Origin of the sequence: Weissella confusa (assembly GCA_041871065.1) — a bacterium.
Classification (GTDB): Bacteria; Bacillota; Bacilli; order Lactobacillales; family Lactobacillaceae; genus Weissella; species Weissella confusa_A.
Window position 1 is genome coordinate 1,377,655 of record CP168942.1, and the last position, 18,179, is coordinate 1,395,833.

The following is an 18,179-nucleotide window of genomic DNA, read 5'->3' on the forward strand; positions in this document are numbered from 1 at the left end:
ATCTCGCTTTCATTCATTAAATATCTTTTCAGTAAACGCTTACATTATAACATAAAAGCGTATGCATCAACAGACACATACGCTTTCGTTACCTATTTATTCGCAATTACTTCAATTTCAATGCGGGCGTTCTTTGGCAACGTTGCCACCGCTACAGCTGAACGAGCTGGGAATGCGTCAACCTCACTAAAGTAATCGGCATACAACTCATTTACAGGTGCAAAATCAGCCATATCAGCAAGGTAAACACTCACTTTAACAATATCTGCTCGCGTCATGTCAGCTGCAGCAAGCAAGCCATCAATGTTCTTAAAGACTTGCGTTGCTTGTTCCAAGGTCGTCTCCCCTGCAAATTCCCCTGTGCTAGGAATCAAACCAATTTGTCCTGAAGCGTACAACGTCCCATTCGTCAAAACAGCTTGTGAGTATGGTCCGATAGCACCTGGTGCATCAGTTGTTGCGATAATTTGCTTTGTCATTTTTCTATCCCCTACAAATTTAATATCGTCAGTATACGCGCAAAAATCGACAGTGGAATTAAAAAAGGACCTACCCGAAAAGGTAGATCCTCCAACTGTTATTCAGCCTTAAACTTACGACGCTCTTGTACACGAGAGACGATAACTGAGGCAATAATTGATAGTGTTAACAATCCAACGATAACGGTCAATGACACCACATTTGAGATGTGGAAGTGCCAATCGAACGCCTTCGCTGATTCATTCAAGACCATCTTCACCCCAATAAAGGCCAAGATGACCGCCAATGCGTACTTGATGTAGCGGAACATTGGCAAAATACCAGACAAAGCAAAGTACAATGAACGCAATCCCATAATCGCAAAGATGTTTGACGTCACGACGATAAATGTATCTTGCGTAACGGCCAAAACAGCTGGAATTGAGTCAACGGCAAATAGCAAATCTGATGCTTCAATGAACAACAATGCCAACAAGAATTGCGTTGCGTAACGCTTACCATTTTCCTTAACCAGGAAATGGGGTTCTGCCACATCTTCCTTCAATGGCAAAATCTTACGCAAACTCTTGATGATGAAACTATCATTCAAATCTTGTGCTTCTTCCTTTTCGAAGAGCATCTTCACACCAGTGACAATCAAGAATGTGCCGAAGATGTACATCAACCACGCAAAATGGTGTAGCAAGGCTGCGCCACCAAAAATGAAAATCACACGCATGACTAGAGCACCAAAGACACCCCAGAACAGCAAACGGTGTTGATACTTCAATTCAATACCGAAGAAACCAAATACCAAAATGAAGATAAACAAGTTATCAATACTCAATGACTTTTCAAGCAAATATGCCGTCACGAAATCAAGCGCATGATCACCGCCAGTGAAGAACCAAAGGCCACCCGCAAAAATGAAGGCAAGCCCAATCCAAAAGCCACTCCATAACAATGATTCTTTCATGGTTGGTGCCTCATTGTTTTTGTGGAAGACACCCAAATCAAGTGCCAACATCACCAAAACAAAGGCGAAGAAACCAATCCAATAACCTATACCAACTTCCATGTATTTCTCAACTTTCTTATAAATAGATACGTCTCGGGCCACCAATTTGGTCCGCGATGACTATAACCCTATTCTAACCGAATATTAATCGTAATACTATTACTAACTTTTATTAGGTTCATTTCACGCCGGTAAACAAAAACATCCGCCCTAGGGTAAAGGCGGATGTTTTATAAAAGAAAGAAAGTGGGTCTTTCAGACTTTTTTATAAAGAGAGAAGTAGATAACTTTAGTTTGTGTTTTGGCTAGTGTTCATGTTCTCATTGCTAGCAGTTGAGAATCTAGCCCGACGCTGCTAAAGCATCACAACATTGCGTTGCATAATTATTATGTCATAGCGATAGCAATCACTAGCACACTCTTTTTTCAAAATCGTAAAACTTTTTGAAACTTACAAAATCGACGTCTTATTTAGTTTTGATACACTAATTTCACCTAGGCGTTGTTCGTACTGGTGCCATTGGCGACTCGTTGGTAGCGCCGTCCACTCGAACTTATTTTGCGGTTCCACGTTGGCTTGGAAGTTTGAAATAACCAAGTCAGCATTTTTAGTCGTATTTTCCGTAAAGACAATTTCATAACGCGAAACTGACTTAATCATTTCCTGTAACACGCGGTTAGCGCTAGGATATTGTTGCATGTTAACGTTCACCACGATCGGCTTGAACATCTTATCAAACGCCAAATCGTTCAAGAACGTCACAACCAATTTGTCATACAAGAAATTATCTGAAAGAGTTTTTACACCCATATCTTCGCGGAAAATCTTCATAGCCGCGTTTGTAAATTCATGTACAACCGGATACAACGTTGCGACATCAATCGAACTAAAGCGTTCCGGAATAAACAAATCGTCACTGTCACCAAATGAACGAATAATCGTCGCAAATAAATGACGACGTAAATTTGCTAATTCTTCTTCCTCTAGTTCGGTATTGAAGCACTCAAAATACAAGCTCTCCACTTTGAAAATAAAGTCATTCAAACGCTTCTTCACACGCTTCGTGACATTCATCATCCAATCCGTGTCGATGCGAATGTTGTTCAAATACAAAATATAGAGCAACTGAACACTTTCTTCCTTAGCGTTCGTCACGCTAATGCCTTGGCGTTCAAGCATTGCTTGCCATTCCGTAATCAGCCACTGTGCACGATCATCAAGTTCATCATAATTAACGAGCGTTTCGCGCACTGGCGCACTGTTAATAAAGTGACCGAGTCGGGCACGAACTAATGAAATCGCCAAAAATTGCTGAATGACCAATGAACGAGCATTTGTTAACGCAGCTGAGTTAATACGCAAATCTTTAAAAATAGGTTCACGTGTCACGATGTCACGAACCTTGTCCGTTTGGGCCACCACATCCCAACGCATCATGATATGGAACAACATTGAGCGCAAATACATTTCGTTCCCTTCGAAATGATAATTTGGCGTAATCGTCAAATTATACTTGGCTAAACGTTCATTCAAAGTTTGCTTGATATTACTTACCGTCCCGGCAGAAATCGCGTGTTGCAACGCAAAGTGCTCGTATGACTTCATCGTTTCGTTTAAGACATCAAGTGTAAATTGCCAATACACTGAATTTTTAATGTAGTAGCTAATAATGCCATCTACATTACCCAAATAACGATCATCCAAATAAATTGTTTTTGAATCATCTGAAACAAGCAACGTGTCATCTGTCGTTGACATCACGACTTGAATGTCCGAATTCAATGATCGTGCATTTTCGAGCGCCTTGTACTTTGACCAGTCCAAGGCTCCATCAATTCTGAAACCGGCAAAATCAGTTCATCAGAATTCGCAAGTTCGGTTAACAGCGTCACCTTCTCTTGCTCTTTTTTATCTAACATCCATAAATCAACAACCATACCCCTTATCCTCCACTGGATAATAGTAATTGAAAATTTATTATTTAGAATTTAAGGTTTTTTCAAAAACAAAATAATTTTGCCGTTATTTTTGTCACGAAACCAAAATAGTGGTACAACCACATAGGCCGTACCACTATTGCATACATCATCTTAGAATAAGTCTGTTTTTTCGGTTTTATCCACCATTTTTGATCTTTGCACCTCAATCAGACTTCGTTGTAACTGTGTAATTTGTTTTGTGCTTGGCAAATCTTGCCAATTGAATCGATTGTTCATATTAGCAGTTGGCCCAATGACATCCGAAATGACAATGTCGGCGATCTTTAAATCATCTACAAATTGCACGTTAATCTTTAAGAATCCTGAAATTAGACGTCGCAACATCAATTCAAGATTAGGTCGCGTACGAATATCAATTAAGACATTAACCGGCGGCCAAAATAACGTCAAACTAACATTTGAAAATAACAACATGAAGATTGGCCCATAGAAAAGATTTTTCATCATTTCTAAATCAATTGCCATCGATTGTTGCCATTCAGAAATGATTTCGTCCGTAATTTGTGCCGTCGTTGGCGCCATTAAAATTGCATTATCAATTCTTACCGGATTACCGAGCAATAACTCGTTGTGTTCCTTGTATACTTCGACAAGAATCAACGGTGCCAAAACATCTCGGGGCAGCGCCTCTTTTGTCCCTTCCGGCATAGTTGATTGTATATGCGAATCAAACACCCGCACCATCACCTGCCACAAATCCTTAACATTTTGGACGATTGGTTCTGCTAAATCGGTTTGCCAATCTAGCCGTCCGCCTAGGCCGACCACGTACATCGCGAGATAGAACCCTTGAACCTGTGCCCAGACATCCGCTTCTTCGTCCAAAAGATTAATTTCTTTGAACTTCTGGACTAACTGCGTCAAGATTAGTTGCGTACGTTGTGAAAGTTCTTGCCAAGGTCGCAAAATATAGTTGGTTAAGGTTTCACCACCACGGTGTCCGTGACGTTCTCTGGTAAGCGATACCAACAAATAAACTTTCAAAAAGTGCCACTCTGATGAAGAAAGCTTTCCATCATCTTCAAGAATCAACTTATTCAATAGCGCGTAGCAATCCTGAACTGTAATACTCAACGCATGATTGAATCGCATTTTACGTCCACCATAGAAATGGGCATAAATTTGAATGAATATCAGCCGAACTGACAATTCGGTATCCCCTTCAAGGGTGTTTTGCGGCGTGATGTACACACCATATTTCAAGAGTAGATGCTCCAACTCTTTCTTATGATTACCTACCGTCCCCACAGAGACAGACTTTTCTGCTGCGTAACGTTCATAGTTAATCATTCGCTCATTAAACATATCCACCAGCATCTGCCATTTTAATGACTGTGATAGCAACTCGTACTTCAAGTCATCTAAATTGATATGTCGATACTTAGAGATAACCACCACGCGATTATGATCTGTCAGTTGAATTGCATTCTCGCCCGCTTCATCAACACCGTACAACTTAAGCAAGTGTTGTGCCAACAACTCGACAGTTCGGCGAACTTTATATCCTGACCAATCGAATTCAGTTTCTAACTCTGTCACAAATATTTTGTCACTATTATTTTTGACAATAAATGATGCTAACGCAATTTCATCATTGTCTGCTTTGTCGAGTAACCAATCGACTTCGTAACCCATTAACATTTCTCTCACCCTAACAAGCAACCTCTTCAATCCCACATATCGGAGGCCTGTGTTGCATCCCACAAAAAACAAAGAGGACCTATATAAATAAGTCCTCTTTTAACATTGTACACCACAATTCGAATAATCATACTGAACAATTACGGTTTTTATGTCTATATTATTTTATTCGTCTTATTTTCGTATTCATTCAATGGACAAACTTGGGTAATCTGTTCATTATTCTCGAAAACTAAACTTTGAAAACTAACAGATTACTTGCGCTTTTGTACAAATGCAAAAGTTACAAGGCTAGCCATAACCGTCATAGCTACCAATAAGGCACTCTTGTCTTGGGCACCCTTAGCAGCCGTTTCTGGCAATGACACCGCATTTGAAATAGCTACCGCAGCGCGATCAACAGCTTGTTGCAAAGCTGCTGGCGTCTCTGCGTGTGCAATATCATCAATGCTTGAAACAACCGTGGCATCCTCGGCAACATTTTGCTTAGCAGCTTCATCTGTCATAGCATCCTTAGCTTGATTCTTATCATCATCCGTAACACCATTGGCTGGTGCTTCAATTGGGTCGTTTGGTACCACTGCTGATGACGTCAAGATTGGATCATTTGGCACTACCGCTGATGACGTCAAGATTGGGTCGTTTGGCACTACCGCTGATGACGTCAAGATTGTGTCGTTTGGCACTACCGCTGATGACGTCAAGATTGGATTGTTTGGTACTACCGCTGATGAACTGTAAATTGGATCATTTGGTACCACTGCTGATGACGTCAAGATTGGATCGTTTGGTACTACCGCTGATGAACTGTAAATTGGATCATTTGGCACTACCGCTGATGACGTCAAGATTGGGTCGTTTGGCACTACCGCTGATGACGTCAAGATTGGGTCGTTTGGCACTACTGCTGATGACGTCAAAATTGGGTCATTTGGCACTACTGCTGATGACGTCAAGTATTGTGGGTCATTTGGCACCACTGCTGATGACGTCAAATATTGTGGGTCATTTGGTACCACTGCTGATGACGTCAAATATTGTGGGTCATTTGGCACTACTGCCTCTGACGTCAAGTATTGTGGGTCATTTGGCACCACTGCTGATGACGTCAAATATTGTGGATCATTTGGCACTACCGCTGATGACGTCAAGTATTGTGGATCATTTGGTACCACTGCTGATGACGTCAAATATTGTGGGTCGTTTGGCACCACTGCTGATGACGTCAAGTATTGTGGGTCGTTTGGCACTACCGCTGATGACGTCAAGTATTGTGGCTCATTTGGCACTACTGCTTCTGATGTCATGTATTGTGGCTCATTTGGAACCATCTCTGTATCTGACACATCAGCTTGAATAAACTTACCACCGAATCCGTGGTGACCATCGGCTGCATAGTTATTGTTTCCATTTGCATGAATGGTTGCAATCAATTCAGCACTGCTGTTTCCAAACAACAAGTGCTTTACTGTCGTGTTAATACCATTTGCTGCATACACCGTGTTTGTTAGCTCAGGCGTGAAGTTGTTGTTTGACAAGTCAAGCGTTTCAAAAGATGCCGTCTTGACGTCAGAAAGTTGCATTTCCCAGAACAACTGCGCTGCGTCGTGACCGTTGTGCTTATCAGCCGCATTGGCAGCAGCAAACGTTCCACTCAAATTAACTGACTTCAAATTCTTGTTTTGCGCAAAAGCACGGCCCAACTCAGCCAGTGCGTTACGGGCTGCTGTTTGATCTGACCAGTTGTCCCAGTTCTTAACGACATCTGCTAACCAAGCTGAAAACTCACCGTTGTTTGACAGATCAACGTCAGCTTCTGTGCTTGCTGCCGTCAAAACACTGTCTGGCACCTTGCTAAAATCAGTGTTTTGAACAGAAGCTGCAGATACAGTTTCTGGCGTTGTCAATTGGATTGCTGCTGACATAACTGGCGTTCCAACAACCAATGCAACACCCATTACTGACAATCCGTAACTAACCCACTTCTTACCAGCCTTATACATCTTAAAATGACCCTTGCTTTGGACATTCTTCTTCATCATAACTCAATAACCCTTCCACTCTTAGAAACTTTTAATCGAGATCACCCCTAACAGGTAGCCTGATTAATCAACGTGTAAAGTCATTGTATTTTTGATTATTAAGTTTCACTCATAATGTTTTAAGCATATGAAAGAATTTGTTTTTTATGTCTAATGTAAAATAAAACGTCGCAAATGCCGGTGTATCAAGGTTTCCAATATTTATGACAGTTATACAAAACAGATTTAGGTGCCTAGTCCGCTAAATCAGTACGAAATTGCTCAACATAATCCAACGTATCCAATTTCATTACATACAAAAAACCGACCATATCGTGTTTATGGTCGGTTTTTGGCTTATTAATAATTTATTGAGTCGAAATTCTCTGTATTACTTACGCTTTAGCACGGTCGCAAAAATTACCAAATTCGTCAAAACTGCAAGAACTACCAGCAGAGAATTCTTATCTTGATTACTCTTAGCATCTGTCTCTGGAAGCGACACAACAGTTGAATTAGCCACTTTGGCTCGATTCACAGCGTTAGCGTTGTCAACGTTTTGGTGTGTACCTTCTTCACCATTCGCACCATTTTGCGAATGATTTGTATCATTGTTTCCCAAACTCATAATTGGGGCATTCGGTACCATCGCCGTCACAATCGGATTATTTGGTACCATCTCAGTCACGATTGGATCGTTTGGCACCATTCCCGTTACGATTGGGTCGTTCGGTACCATCTCAGTTACAATCGGATCATTTGGTACCATCTCAGTCACGATTGGGTCGTTTGGTACCATGCCAGTTATAATCGGATCATTTGGCACCATGCCTGTTACGATTGGGTCGTTCGGTACCATCTCAGTCACGATTGGGTCGTTTGGTACCATGCCAGTTATAATCGGATCATTTGGCACCATGCCTGTTACGATTGGGTCGTTCGGTACCATCTCAGTTACAATCGGATCATTTGGTACCATGCCTGTAACGATTGGATCATTTGGTACCATCTCAGTTACGATTGGGTCGTTTGGTACCATCCCCGTCACAATCGGATCGTTCGGTACCATTCCCGTTACGATTGGGTCGTTCGGTACCATACCTGTAACGATTGGATCATTTGGCACCATCTCAGTTACGATCGGATCGTTTGGCACCATCCCCGTTACGATTGGGTCGTTCGGTACCATCTCAGTTACGATTGGGTCATTCGGTACCATCTCAGTTACGATTGGGTCGTTCGGTACCATGCCCGTCACAATTGGGTCGTTCGGTACCATCTCAGTCACAATCGGATCGTTTGGCACCATCCCCGTTACGATTGGGTCGTTCGGTACCATGCCTGTAACGATTGGATCATTTGGTACCATCTCAGTCACGATTGGATCGTTTGGCACCATCTCAGTTACGATTGGGTCATTCGGTACCATCTCAGCTACGATTGGGTCGTTCGGTACCATCGCCGTTTGTTCGTCGGCGTCATACACAAACACGACTGAATTTGATGTATTAGCGGCTCCAAATTTACCTTGTGCATTTCCATTTGTGTGGCTAAACGTAAAGCCTGGAATTTCTGGCGCTGATTCGTTATACGTAGTTCCTGGCTTAGCAAGCTTCGTAACTGCAGGTGCCAACGTGTTTCCTTGACCATCAACATACAAAACCTTAAGTTGCGCTTGCCCGTTAAAGTTTTGTGAATCCGGCGTGGTCGTGATGGTCTGCTTTCCAGTAGACCCTAACTTCTCACCGTTCACATTGTAAGTATCAAGCGTTGAAGTAACAGAATTCTTTGTACCATTGTCCGCAAACGCCACGTCAAAAATATGAACAACAGATCCCGCACCGACCGACTTTTTACCAGCAGTTGCATGATCGATATTGTCTTGCAATTTTGCTAGTTGTGAAGCCGTCAAATTACCTTGATTCTTACCATTTACCAAGAAATTAGTAAAATCATTGGCTGGGTCTTTTGACAACCCCTCAGTTGAATAATCTGTGTATGGGTTACCAATGTTATAGGCAACCAAGTAATTGTTATCATCAATCTTGATGATGGTATAAGCGCCAATTCCAGCTGACTTTAATGACTTTGCAACTTCGCCTTCCAAAGTAGCAATATCCATGCCATCAGTTTTAAAGTTAGACTTTACTTCTTGCTCAATTGTACTTAACTTAATAGCTGCCGCCGTCACTGATGTCGCAATAAATGAATCACCAGATACTCTTGGAACCCAGTAATTTGCATACGTTCGATTTGACGTTACCGCCTTTACAGTACCTGAATTAACGGTAATTCGTTGAATCTGAACAAGGTCATCCGTACCGTACTTACCATTTTCTTCTGAAGCAGCCGTCTTGGCATCGCCGTTGTAGATTGCATTTAGATAATCGTTGTCCTGGAAGAAACTTTCGACACCGATATTATCACTCTTTGAGTAACCCCATTGAGTCGTATTAGCTTTGTCGTATCCCTTTGTGTTACCAGCAACAAACGCCAATGATCCACTAACTTGTGAATTTCCAAAGTAAACCGTTGCGTTTGCTTTTTCATTGAACCAAATAGCTGTGCTTGCAACCGGTGAAGCATCTGTACCTGTGATGTTCAGCGTGCTCTCGGATACACCTAGCAATTCATCCGTCAACGTAATTGCCAAATGCCCATCAGCAACAACGTATGTACCGATTGTCTTACCACTGTTCATCAACATTCCCTTTGCTGACACAACATCAAAGTTTTGTGTATCAACTGATGTATTTGCTGATACCATTTTTCCATAAATTGGAATTTGAATGGTATCTCCGTTGTGATACATTTCCTTAGTATTATCAATAGACACAGTGACAGAATAACCATTCATAACACGTGCAGAATTTGATTGTGTGAAATCGCCCCCGTTAGCAACGACATCACCTTTACTATTTTCAACTCCGTTAATCGTAGTACCAACGGTTGCTTGAACATTAGTATCAGTTGCGTAATCCCAAGTGTGGGCGACAGTCGTGTTGTTCGCAACTGGTTGTGCACTTTCCTGTGTTGCATTAGGTGTTGCCGCCGTTGTTGATGCTGGCGTTGAAGCTTGTTGTACTGCAGGTGTATCAACAACCGCTTGATCAGCAGTAACTTCAGTTGTTGGTGCAACAGGCGCTGGAGTCGTCGTGTCCGTTACAGGTGCTGGCGTTGAAGCTGGTTCAACTGCCTCTTGCTTCGTGCTATTTGTCGTAGCATCCGTCGTCAACGTAGCAGAAGTAGCCGTCACAACCGCCCCAGTTGCTGAGCTAGCATCTGGTTGCGTTGATACAGCTGCTTCAACTGGTGCAGTGTGTGCATCTGACACTTGGTCCGCGCTCACTTGTCCACCAGTCATCATTGCTGCCCCAGCAAATGCCAATCCGGCGATCAACCAACGCTTCTTTGCCTTATAAAGCTTGAAGCGTTCCTTTCGACTCGTTGACATATTTACAACTACTCGTTTCATAAACCCATTACCTCTTCCTTCACTCGACGGGTTAAAACCCGCAACATAGAGGTATATGTTAGGTTCGAATAGGCTGATTTGAGCACAGTCTTTTGGGGTCGAAATGAACACATTATCGAATGCATAAAAAAATAGAATGCGACGAAAAATCGCATTCTATCAGTAAAAACATCAGGTATTATCTGGTCTAACCGGCATCACAACTAGGTTTTGTGACGGCTTCATAATAATCCATTTTAATAAATCAACTCGTCAGAACGATTTCTAAACGCATACCAACTGTACCGTCCTGAAAACAAGTATAAAATCACCAAAATATTTTTTCAGCCGAAAATTTCGTTGTATAAAACGAACGCCCAATACAATGTTTTTCTCTTTTTCAAATTCCGTTATTTCTTTGCCTGCAACAACTTTTTTGACCATCCTAACTTGGCGTCCAACCACCAGCACAAGCCAACTAAGGCGTATGTGAAGACCGCATCCAAAACCGCGTGTTGGTGCAACAAAAACGTACTTAACGTAATCAACAAGCCGAAGACAACACAGATAACACCAAGGACAGAACGGCGCTCACGAAGGGCTACAACGCCGAAAAAGACAGCTAAGGCCGCCCAAGTATTGTGATAACTTGGGAATGATCCGAACACGTTCACAGATGACGAATCTAGCACCGCAATCTGACTATAGAATGCACTGTCCTTTGACAAAACTTGAATCGGGCCCACCAAAAAGTCATGCGGAATCGTCACTGTTGGCATAACAGCGTAAATCACCGTCGAAATCACGTAAACCAGCGAACTTACCGTGAAGTATTGCCAAAACAAACGCTCCCGGCCAGCAAACCAAGCCATGACCGGCCATAAAATAATCCAAATAAATGGCAACGTCATATACAGTGCAAAAATCGGCGTAAACCATGGTATCACGCGATCAATGCCCAACTGCAAATTAACCGCTGAAGCGACACCGCCATGCACGCCACCAGCCCAAGTTGCCACAACAAAATAACTGAACGATTCAATCGCCCATACAAACAAAAACAGTCCCACAATCATTGGCCATTTTGCGTGCCAAACCTGTTTAAAACTTGTCATGATATTCCCCCCTATCATCTTCATCAAACACAGGTTATCACGGCGTTGTGAACAATTTTCGAATGGTGCTCGAGACACAAAAAAAGGCCAGGCAAAAATTGCCTGGCCTTCGTATTAATTAATGATTAGTTTGACTTGACGTCAAGCTCCAAGAAGTTAGCTACCTTAGTTGCTTCATTAGCAACCGCGTGCAACGTAGCCAAACGGTTGTTCTTAACAGCTTCGTCTTCGACCATGACCATCGTCTCATCGAAGTAAGCTGCAACTGCTGGTTGCAAGTTCAACAAAGCAACCAACTTGGCATCCGTTTCTGAAACTTCAGCAACTGGTGAAACAGCTTCGAACAAAGCCTTTTCAGCATCGTTCTCGAACAACGTCACATCAACAACCGCGTCAGTAGCGTTCTTCGTCGTCAAGCGCATGACACGCGTCAAAGCTTCAACACCTTCACGGAAGTTATCGTCAGCCACGTGAGCTGCCAAAACTTGTGCTGATTCGAACATTTGAGTCGTATCAGCAAAGTCATTCTTCGTTACCGCGTTGATGATGTCACGACGAACACCATCATCTTGCAACGCCTTCACAACACGGTCCGTCAAGAAGTTCACAACGGCAGCCACATTGTTTTGCAACTCAGCCATAACGTCTTCTGGCAAACCGAACTTAGCAGCATCAGCGTTGATATCATCGATCAAGTCTGACAAAATACCGTCAATGTCCAACTCCCACTTGTTGTCGGCCAAGATGTTTACAACACCTGAAGCGGCACGACGCAAAGCATATGGGTCGTTTGAACCTGATGGTACCATGCCACCAGCGAAGAATGACAACAAGCTATCCAACTTGTCAGCCAAAGCCAAAACCTTACCCAAATCTGACGCTGGCAATTCACCATCAGCTGAGATTGGCATGTAGTGTTCACGGATTGCTTGGGCCACAGCGGCGTCTTCACCAAACAAGTTGGCGTACTTCTCACCCATGATACCTTGCAATTCGTCGAACTCACCAACCATACCAGTCATCAAGTCGAACTTGTAGATCTCACCTGCACGGGCCAACTTCGTTTGTTGGTCAGCTGAGAAGTTCAAGCGACCAGCAATGATAGCAGCCAATGCCTTGGCACGACGCGTGTGTGCAGCAACTGATCCCAACTTAGCGTGGAATGAAACAACTTCCAACTTGTTGTTGTAGAAGTCGATGTCGTGCTTTTGGTCCTCGTGGTAGAAGAACTTAGCGTCTTCCAAACGGGCAACCAACACCTTCTCGTTACCGGCAATCACGTTGTCGATGTATTCAGCGTTTCCGTTACGAACTGAGATGAAGTGTGGCAACAAAGCACCATTAGCATCAACCACGTGGAAGAAACGTTGGTGCTCCTTCATTGACGTAATCAATACTTCGTCAGGAACTTCCAAGTAACCTTCGTCGAAGCCACCAGCAAAGGCCGTTGGGTATTCAACGATGTTGTTAACTTCTTCAAGCAAATCATCGTCAACAACCACTTGCCAGTTGTTATCAGCTGCAATTTGGCGCACTTGTGCACGGATGTTTTCCTTACGTGCTTCAGCATCAGCTTGCACGAAAACAGATGTCAAAGCTTCTTCGTACTTGTCAGCAGATGCGATTTCAACATCGTGACCCAAGAAGCGGTGTCCACGTGATGAACGACCTGTTGCAACACCCAAAATATCGAATGGCACAACTTGATCATCCAACAACGCAACCATCCAACGAATTGGACGAACGTATTCGAACGTGTGACGGCCCCACTTCATCGTCGTTGAGAACGTCATTGCCTCAACAACTGACTTAAAGCCTGCCAAAACAGCAGCAGCTGGTTGCCCAGCTTCAAACTTCGTTACGTAAACGTATTCGTTACCGTTAAATTCCTTGAACGTGATGTCGTCTATCGTCATATCTTGACCACGTACGAATCCTTGGGCAGCCTTTGAGTAGTTACCTTCAGCGTCCAAAGCGGCCTTCTTAGCAGGTCCTTTTACTTCTTCAGTAAAGTCTTCAGCCTTTTCAGCCACACCTGAAATCAAAACTGCCAAACGACGTGGCGTTGAGAATGGCTTGATTGACTCGTAAGCCAAACGCTCATCCTTCATAAAGTTTTCGGCACGCTCAACCAATTGGTTAATTGCGGGCGTAACCAAGTGGGCAGGAACTTCTTCCAAACCAATTTCTAGCAAAAAGTTAGCCATCTTAGTTCTCCTCCTCATCTGCAGGCAAGTACTTCGCACGCAAAGCTTCGTCCTTCAACAATGGGAAACCAAGCTTCTTACGCTCATCAATGAAGGCACGCGCAACTGAACGGGCCATGTTACGGATACGTGAAAGGTACTTTGCACGCTCAGTAACTGAAACCGTTCCACGCGCGTCCAACAAGTTAAACGTGTGTGATGACTTCAAAATGTAGTCGTAAGCTGGGTGAACCAAGCCCTTTTCCAAGGCCTTCTTGGCTTCAGCTTCGTACTCGTTAAAGTGACGCAACAACATTTCTTGGTCTGACTCTTCGAATGAGTATACTGAGTGCTCGTACTCAGGCTCCTTGAAGATGTCACCGTACAAAACACCGTTACCCCATTCCAAATCGTAAACTGTTGGCACGTCTTGGATGTATGAAGCCAAACGCTCCAAACCATACGTGATTTCTGATGTTACGGCATCAACTTGGATTCCACCAACTTGTTGGAAGTACGTAAATTGCGTCACTTCCATACCGTCCAACCAGATTTCCCAACCGATACCAGCGGCACCCATTGAAGGGTTTTCCCAGTTATCTTCAACGAAACGGATATCGTGTTCCAAAGGATCGATTCCCAAGGCCTTCAAAGAATCCAAGTACAACTCTTGGATGTTGTCAGGCGATGGCTTCATAACCACTTGGAATTGGTGGTGTTGGTACAAACGGTTTGGGTTATCCCCGTAACGTCCATCGGCTGGACGACGTGATGGCTCTACGTAAGCTGCGTTCCATGGCTCAGGACCATTGGCACGTAGGAACGTGTAAGGGCTCATCGTACCAGCACCCTTTTCTGTATCGTAGGCTTCCATTAGCATTGCGCCTTGATCAGCCCAGAACTTTTGCAACGTCAAAATAATGTCTTGCACACTCATTTTTGCACTCATGTTGACAAATTCCTTTCTCGTGGTTGGCTTCGAGCAAATAAAAAGCCCTACACCAATCACCTTTAAAAATGATTGATGTAGGGACGATAATTCGCGGTTCCACCCTACTTCTAGGAAAACTCCTAGCAGCTTCATTGGATTAAATTGTGCTCCGGCAGTGCCCCTTGCGCGTTTTCAGATCACCCTCACATCACCGGTGACTTGCTGGACTGAGTTCACGCAATTCTTCTGCTTTCATCGCTTATTACATGTAATAAGTTTATCACTCAGCGTTTAAAAGTCAACGCGCATGACTGATTAATTACGCGCGACGATGTGCTTCTTTTCGAGCTCGCTCACGGGCTTGCTCAGCTGCTTCTTGTGCTTGTTCCTCAGCTTGCTCACGGCGTTGTTCATCACGCCAATCATCAAATCGTTTTTGTGCGTCAGCGCGCTTTTCTGGTGACAAGCGACGCCAGAATAAACGTTGTAACACTTTTTCTTGCATATCCATCGATTTCTCACTGATTGATTCATCATCTGCATTTAACATATCTTGCACACGTGCTTGTTCTTCTGGTCGCCAACGCGCGGCTTGATCATTTATACGATCCTTCAATTCACCTTCAAACAGTGTTTGGACGAAACTAACAATTGGCACCAAGATAAACAACCAGAATCCCCACGTTGGCCAGATAGTCGCCACGATTAACAGAACTATTGCGCTAATTCCCGTTAGTCGTGCCTGAGTATTAAACGCGAAATGATACAACTGTGCCAATGAATTATTTCCTGCCTCCGCCATCTCATCAGGATTGAAATTCGTCTTCACCAAGTTGAGTAGTAACGACTGTTGTAACACGCTCGCTAAGACATAAATAATCCCGTACCCCAACACCGCATACCGATTATGCCAATCTTCAAACATCCAGCGGGTAAAAAATGGCAAAAGTGCTAATACTGCCAGCCAACTAAACACCAATAACATCCCCACCGGATTAATTTTGTGAATCAAATTGAACATACGCATGTTCGTCACGTATTGATTCACCACCACGATGAAACTTACCACAAATATCGCAATCCCAATCAAAATAGGCTGGATTGTCGTCCAATCGTGTGCCCCTTTAATTGGCAACTTCAATGCCAACACCATGATAGTCGCTACAATTGCCAAGACAGCATCAATTAACCCATTCAGTCGATTAATCGTCGGCTTTGCGTAGTAGCGATCGCTTAACTGCAACTTCGCCTGTTCAGCTTTCTTCAAATCAAATTTTTCTGTCATCGTATTTCCCACTAGCATCCCTAATTTTAAATAATGATAACTAGTCAATGTGAACAGACGCCGACCAAATCAAAAAAAGACTGACAACAAAATGTTGCCAGTCTATCAAAATTAATCTTTATATTCGGTAGTCTTTGACCACAAGTACATGCCATAGAAAGCATTAAATGTTTTCACAATCATGAGAACAAACATCCCCAATGCACCTGAGCCACCTGCTTGGATTTGATTCCACCAGAGCAACAAGCCCACAGCGTCAACGAACAACCACACAATCCATTGTGATAGGTAACCGTACGTTGCCAAAATTTGGGCCAGCATACCTAGTGGTAGTTGTGATGAGTCCAGGTAAACTTGATTACCGTGGGCCGTCTTTGCAACCGTCAAGACAATGCCGTAGACGACGACTGCCCCTGCGACCAGGCAACCCATCATCTTCGGACCAATGCGCTTAGCTTGAATTTGACTGTGATCGGCCTGTTGTGACAGTTGCTTGTACCAAGCCGCCATCCCCACAAATTGCATCACGAAGAAGAATCCTTGATTCAAGATATCACCAACCAAGTGATTATGAATTGACATCAACAGCCAAATACCATTCGTCAACAATCCCCAGAAGAAGTTAGTCAAACGACCGCTGGCCAACATAATCAAATAGAACGCCAACACAAGGCCAGTAATCAAACTCGTCCAACCTGATGATGAATAGTCACCCGTATAAACAAACGCCCACACTGTCACTGCCATGATGACAAACATGTACACACGTTGGAATCGATTCATCAACGCTAAGTCACGTTTGATGTTAGTTGGCGACGTCGCCTCGCGCAAAGCTTGCTTCAAATTCTGCATCTTTCTACTACTCCCTAAAACTAAAACACTAAGCAATAGATTACCACATTAACTAATCGTTTGTGCATAATGTCACAGGACTGTAACTAGTTGGTGGTTGAGATGCGAAAAAAGACGGCACACTCACTCGAGCATGCCGTCCATTAGGTGTTTATTTAATCTTTTCCAAGCAATCCTGATAGCTTGTCCTTAACGTCATCTAAATCAACATTATCAAGCATGTCAGCCTTGTCGCCAAGCAACTCGCCGGCCTTATCCTTCAATTCGTTCAAGTCAGCCCCTTCTAGTGCGTCAGCTGCCTTGTCCTTCAAATCATCCAAATTAATGTCCATAGAATCATCTCCTGTCTGAAAACGTTTTCTTCTACACATTTATTATAAGTGATTAGTCCGCAGAAGTCTCATTTCGGCCCTCGGAATTATTGCGAGTCGCTAGCCGTGCTTGCCAGCCTGATAACTGTTGAATAAATGATTTTGCACGCAAATGTACACCAACCTGATCGTCATACAGCTTATCCATCACACGCGCCATATCTTGCTTTGTTTCATCCTTCAGACTCAACGTGCCTAGTTGCTTCAAATCCACCTTCGCCAATTGTGACAAAATACGAACTGAACGCGGATTGGCGTTCATGCGATTTTCATCTTGGTCCCAGTGTATCTGGCAAATGGTCCCATTTAATTTTTCAGAAAAATCAAGTGGCAAATCACGACGACCACAAACCGCACATTCACCCCAAGTTGGATTTAGACCAAATGCTGGCAATAATTGGACTTCAAAGTAGTTCGCCAAGCCTTGTGGATCGAGACCTTCCTCCAGCTTTTCAAGCGCCAACTTTGCCCAATTAAACCACTTTTCAATCGGCTGATTGTCGACGAAAGCAGCGTCGATCAAGCCAAGGATGTATGTCATGTAAGCATTCTTCTCGACATCCATCATCAATTCACGAGAATGATGACTTTCTTTGACCGAATTAATGAAACTTAGCCCGGTTTGGTTCAGCGTGCCTTCGAAGGTTGCAATCGTCATCGGTTGGACATCAGCAGCAAACTGGTAACGCTTTGACTTACCATTTTTGATATAAAACATGCGCTTGCCGGCTGTTTTAGTCAGCATTTTAACCATCAAATCTTTTTCTTTGTGGTCACGTTGATACATGACAATCGCTTCAAATACTTCCGCCATGCCGCCTCCTAATAAAAAAGAGACTAATTAG

At 43.3% G+C, this 18,179-nt stretch carries 14 protein-coding genes; all 14 read right to left on the reverse strand.

Annotation, left to right across the window (positions count from 1 at the left end):
- Nucleotides 1–92: 92 nt before the first annotated feature.
- The gene (locus ACAW68_06535) at nt 93–479 is read right to left on the reverse strand and encodes a RidA family protein (protein ID XGA15136.1); all 387 of its coding nucleotides are present in this window, start codon (nt 477–479) and stop codon (nt 93–95) included.
- Between the two features lie 98 nt (nt 480–577).
- On the reverse strand, nt 578–1,537 hold the full coding sequence (locus ACAW68_06540; protein XGA15137.1) for a TerC family protein: 960 nt from the start codon (nt 1,535–1,537) through the stop codon (nt 578–580).
- A 391-nt stretch (nt 1,538–1,928) separates the two neighbouring features.
- Nucleotides 1,929–3,236 (reverse strand): helix-turn-helix domain-containing protein, encoded by a 1,308-nt coding sequence (locus ACAW68_06545; protein ID XGA15138.1) that lies wholly within the window; start codon nt 3,234–3,236, stop codon nt 1,929–1,931.
- Between the two features lie 20 nt (nt 3,237–3,256).
- The gene (locus ACAW68_06550; protein XGA15139.1) at nt 3,257–3,415 is read right to left on the reverse strand and encodes a hypothetical protein; all 159 of its coding nucleotides are present in this window, start codon (nt 3,413–3,415) and stop codon (nt 3,257–3,259) included.
- A gap of 153 nt (nt 3,416–3,568) precedes the next feature.
- A complete protein-coding gene (locus ACAW68_06555) occupies nt 3,569–5,113 on the reverse strand; it encodes a helix-turn-helix domain-containing protein (protein ID XGA15140.1) in 1,545 nt (514 codons plus the stop codon).
- A gap of 260 nt (nt 5,114–5,373) precedes the next feature.
- Nucleotides 5,374–7,161, reverse strand: coding sequence for a KxYKxGKxW signal peptide domain-containing protein (locus ACAW68_06560; protein XGA15141.1), 1,788 nt, complete (start codon nt 7,159–7,161; stop codon nt 5,374–5,376).
- A gap of 370 nt (nt 7,162–7,531) precedes the next feature.
- Nucleotides 7,532–10,594 (reverse strand): MucBP domain-containing protein, encoded by a 3,063-nt coding sequence (locus tag ACAW68_06565; GenBank protein ID XGA15142.1) that lies wholly within the window; start codon nt 10,592–10,594, stop codon nt 7,532–7,534.
- Between the two features lie 410 nt (nt 10,595–11,004).
- Nucleotides 11,005–11,709, reverse strand: coding sequence for a phosphatase PAP2 family protein (locus ACAW68_06570; protein XGA15143.1), 705 nt, complete (start codon nt 11,707–11,709; stop codon nt 11,005–11,007).
- 125 nt (nt 11,710–11,834) lie between these two features.
- A complete protein-coding gene (glyS, locus tag ACAW68_06575) occupies nt 11,835–13,916 on the reverse strand; it encodes a glycine--tRNA ligase subunit beta (protein XGA15144.1) in 2,082 nt (693 codons plus the stop codon).
- A 1-nt stretch (nt 13,917) separates the two neighbouring features.
- A complete protein-coding gene (gene glyQ, locus ACAW68_06580) occupies nt 13,918–14,844 on the reverse strand; it encodes a glycine--tRNA ligase subunit alpha (protein XGA15145.1) in 927 nt (308 codons plus the stop codon).
- 301 nt (nt 14,845–15,145) lie between these two features.
- Entirely contained in the window at nt 15,146–16,111 is a 966-nt protein-coding gene (locus ACAW68_06585; protein XGA15146.1) for a TMEM175 family protein, read from the reverse strand.
- Between the two features lie 111 nt (nt 16,112–16,222).
- The gene (gene pnuC, locus ACAW68_06590; GenBank protein ID XGA15147.1) at nt 16,223–16,963 is read right to left on the reverse strand and encodes a nicotinamide riboside transporter PnuC; all 741 of its coding nucleotides are present in this window, start codon (nt 16,961–16,963) and stop codon (nt 16,223–16,225) included.
- A gap of 155 nt (nt 16,964–17,118) precedes the next feature.
- Nucleotides 17,119–17,295 (reverse strand): hypothetical protein, encoded by a 177-nt coding sequence (locus tag ACAW68_06595; protein ID XGA15148.1) that lies wholly within the window; start codon nt 17,293–17,295, stop codon nt 17,119–17,121.
- A 52-nt stretch (nt 17,296–17,347) separates the two neighbouring features.
- On the reverse strand, nt 17,348–18,148 hold the full coding sequence (recO, locus tag ACAW68_06600) for a DNA repair protein RecO (GenBank protein ID XGA15149.1): 801 nt from the start codon (nt 18,146–18,148) through the stop codon (nt 17,348–17,350).
- Nucleotides 18,149–18,179: the final 31 nt, after the last annotated feature.

Bases quoted from the DNA above. Each gene is read 5' to 3' on its own strand.
- ACAW68_06560 (XGA15141.1), bottom strand. From the start codon at position 7,161: ATGATGAAGAAGAATGTCCAAAGCAAGGGTCATTTTAAGATGTATAAG.
- ACAW68_06550 (XGA15139.1), bottom strand. From the start codon at position 3,415: ATGGTTGTTGATTTATGGATGTTAGATAAAAAAGAGCAAGAGAAGGTG.
- glyQ (XGA15145.1), bottom strand. From the start codon at position 14,844: ATGAGTGCAAAAATGAGTGTGCAAGACATTATTTTGACGTTGCAAAAG.
- ACAW68_06535 (XGA15136.1), bottom strand. From the start codon at position 479: ATGACAAAGCAAATTATCGCAACAACTGATGCACCAGGTGCTATCGGA.
- ACAW68_06585 (XGA15146.1), bottom strand. From the start codon at position 16,111: ATGACAGAAAAATTTGATTTGAAGAAAGCTGAACAGGCGAAGTTGCAG.
- ACAW68_06555 (XGA15140.1), bottom strand. From the start codon at position 5,113: ATGGGTTACGAAGTCGATTGGTTACTCGACAAAGCAGACAATGATGAA.
- ACAW68_06565 (XGA15142.1), bottom strand. From the start codon at position 10,594: ATGTCAACGAGTCGAAAGGAACGCTTCAAGCTTTATAAGGCAAAGAAG.
- glyS (XGA15144.1), bottom strand. From the start codon at position 13,916: ATGGCTAACTTTTTGCTAGAAATTGGTTTGGAAGAAGTTCCTGCCCAC.
- ACAW68_06545 (XGA15138.1), bottom strand. From the start codon at position 3,236: ATGTCAACGACAGATGACACGTTGCTTGTTTCAGATGATTCAAAAACA.
- ACAW68_06570 (XGA15143.1), bottom strand. From the start codon at position 11,709: ATGACAAGTTTTAAACAGGTTTGGCACGCAAAATGGCCAATGATTGTG.
- recO (XGA15149.1), bottom strand. From the start codon at position 18,148: ATGGCGGAAGTATTTGAAGCGATTGTCATGTATCAACGTGACCACAAA.
- pnuC (XGA15147.1), bottom strand. From the start codon at position 16,963: ATGCAGAATTTGAAGCAAGCTTTGCGCGAGGCGACGTCGCCAACTAAC.
- ACAW68_06540 (XGA15137.1), bottom strand. From the start codon at position 1,537: ATGGAAGTTGGTATAGGTTATTGGATTGGTTTCTTCGCCTTTGTTTTG.
- ACAW68_06595 (XGA15148.1), bottom strand. From the start codon at position 17,295: ATGGACATTAATTTGGATGATTTGAAGGACAAGGCAGCTGACGCACTA.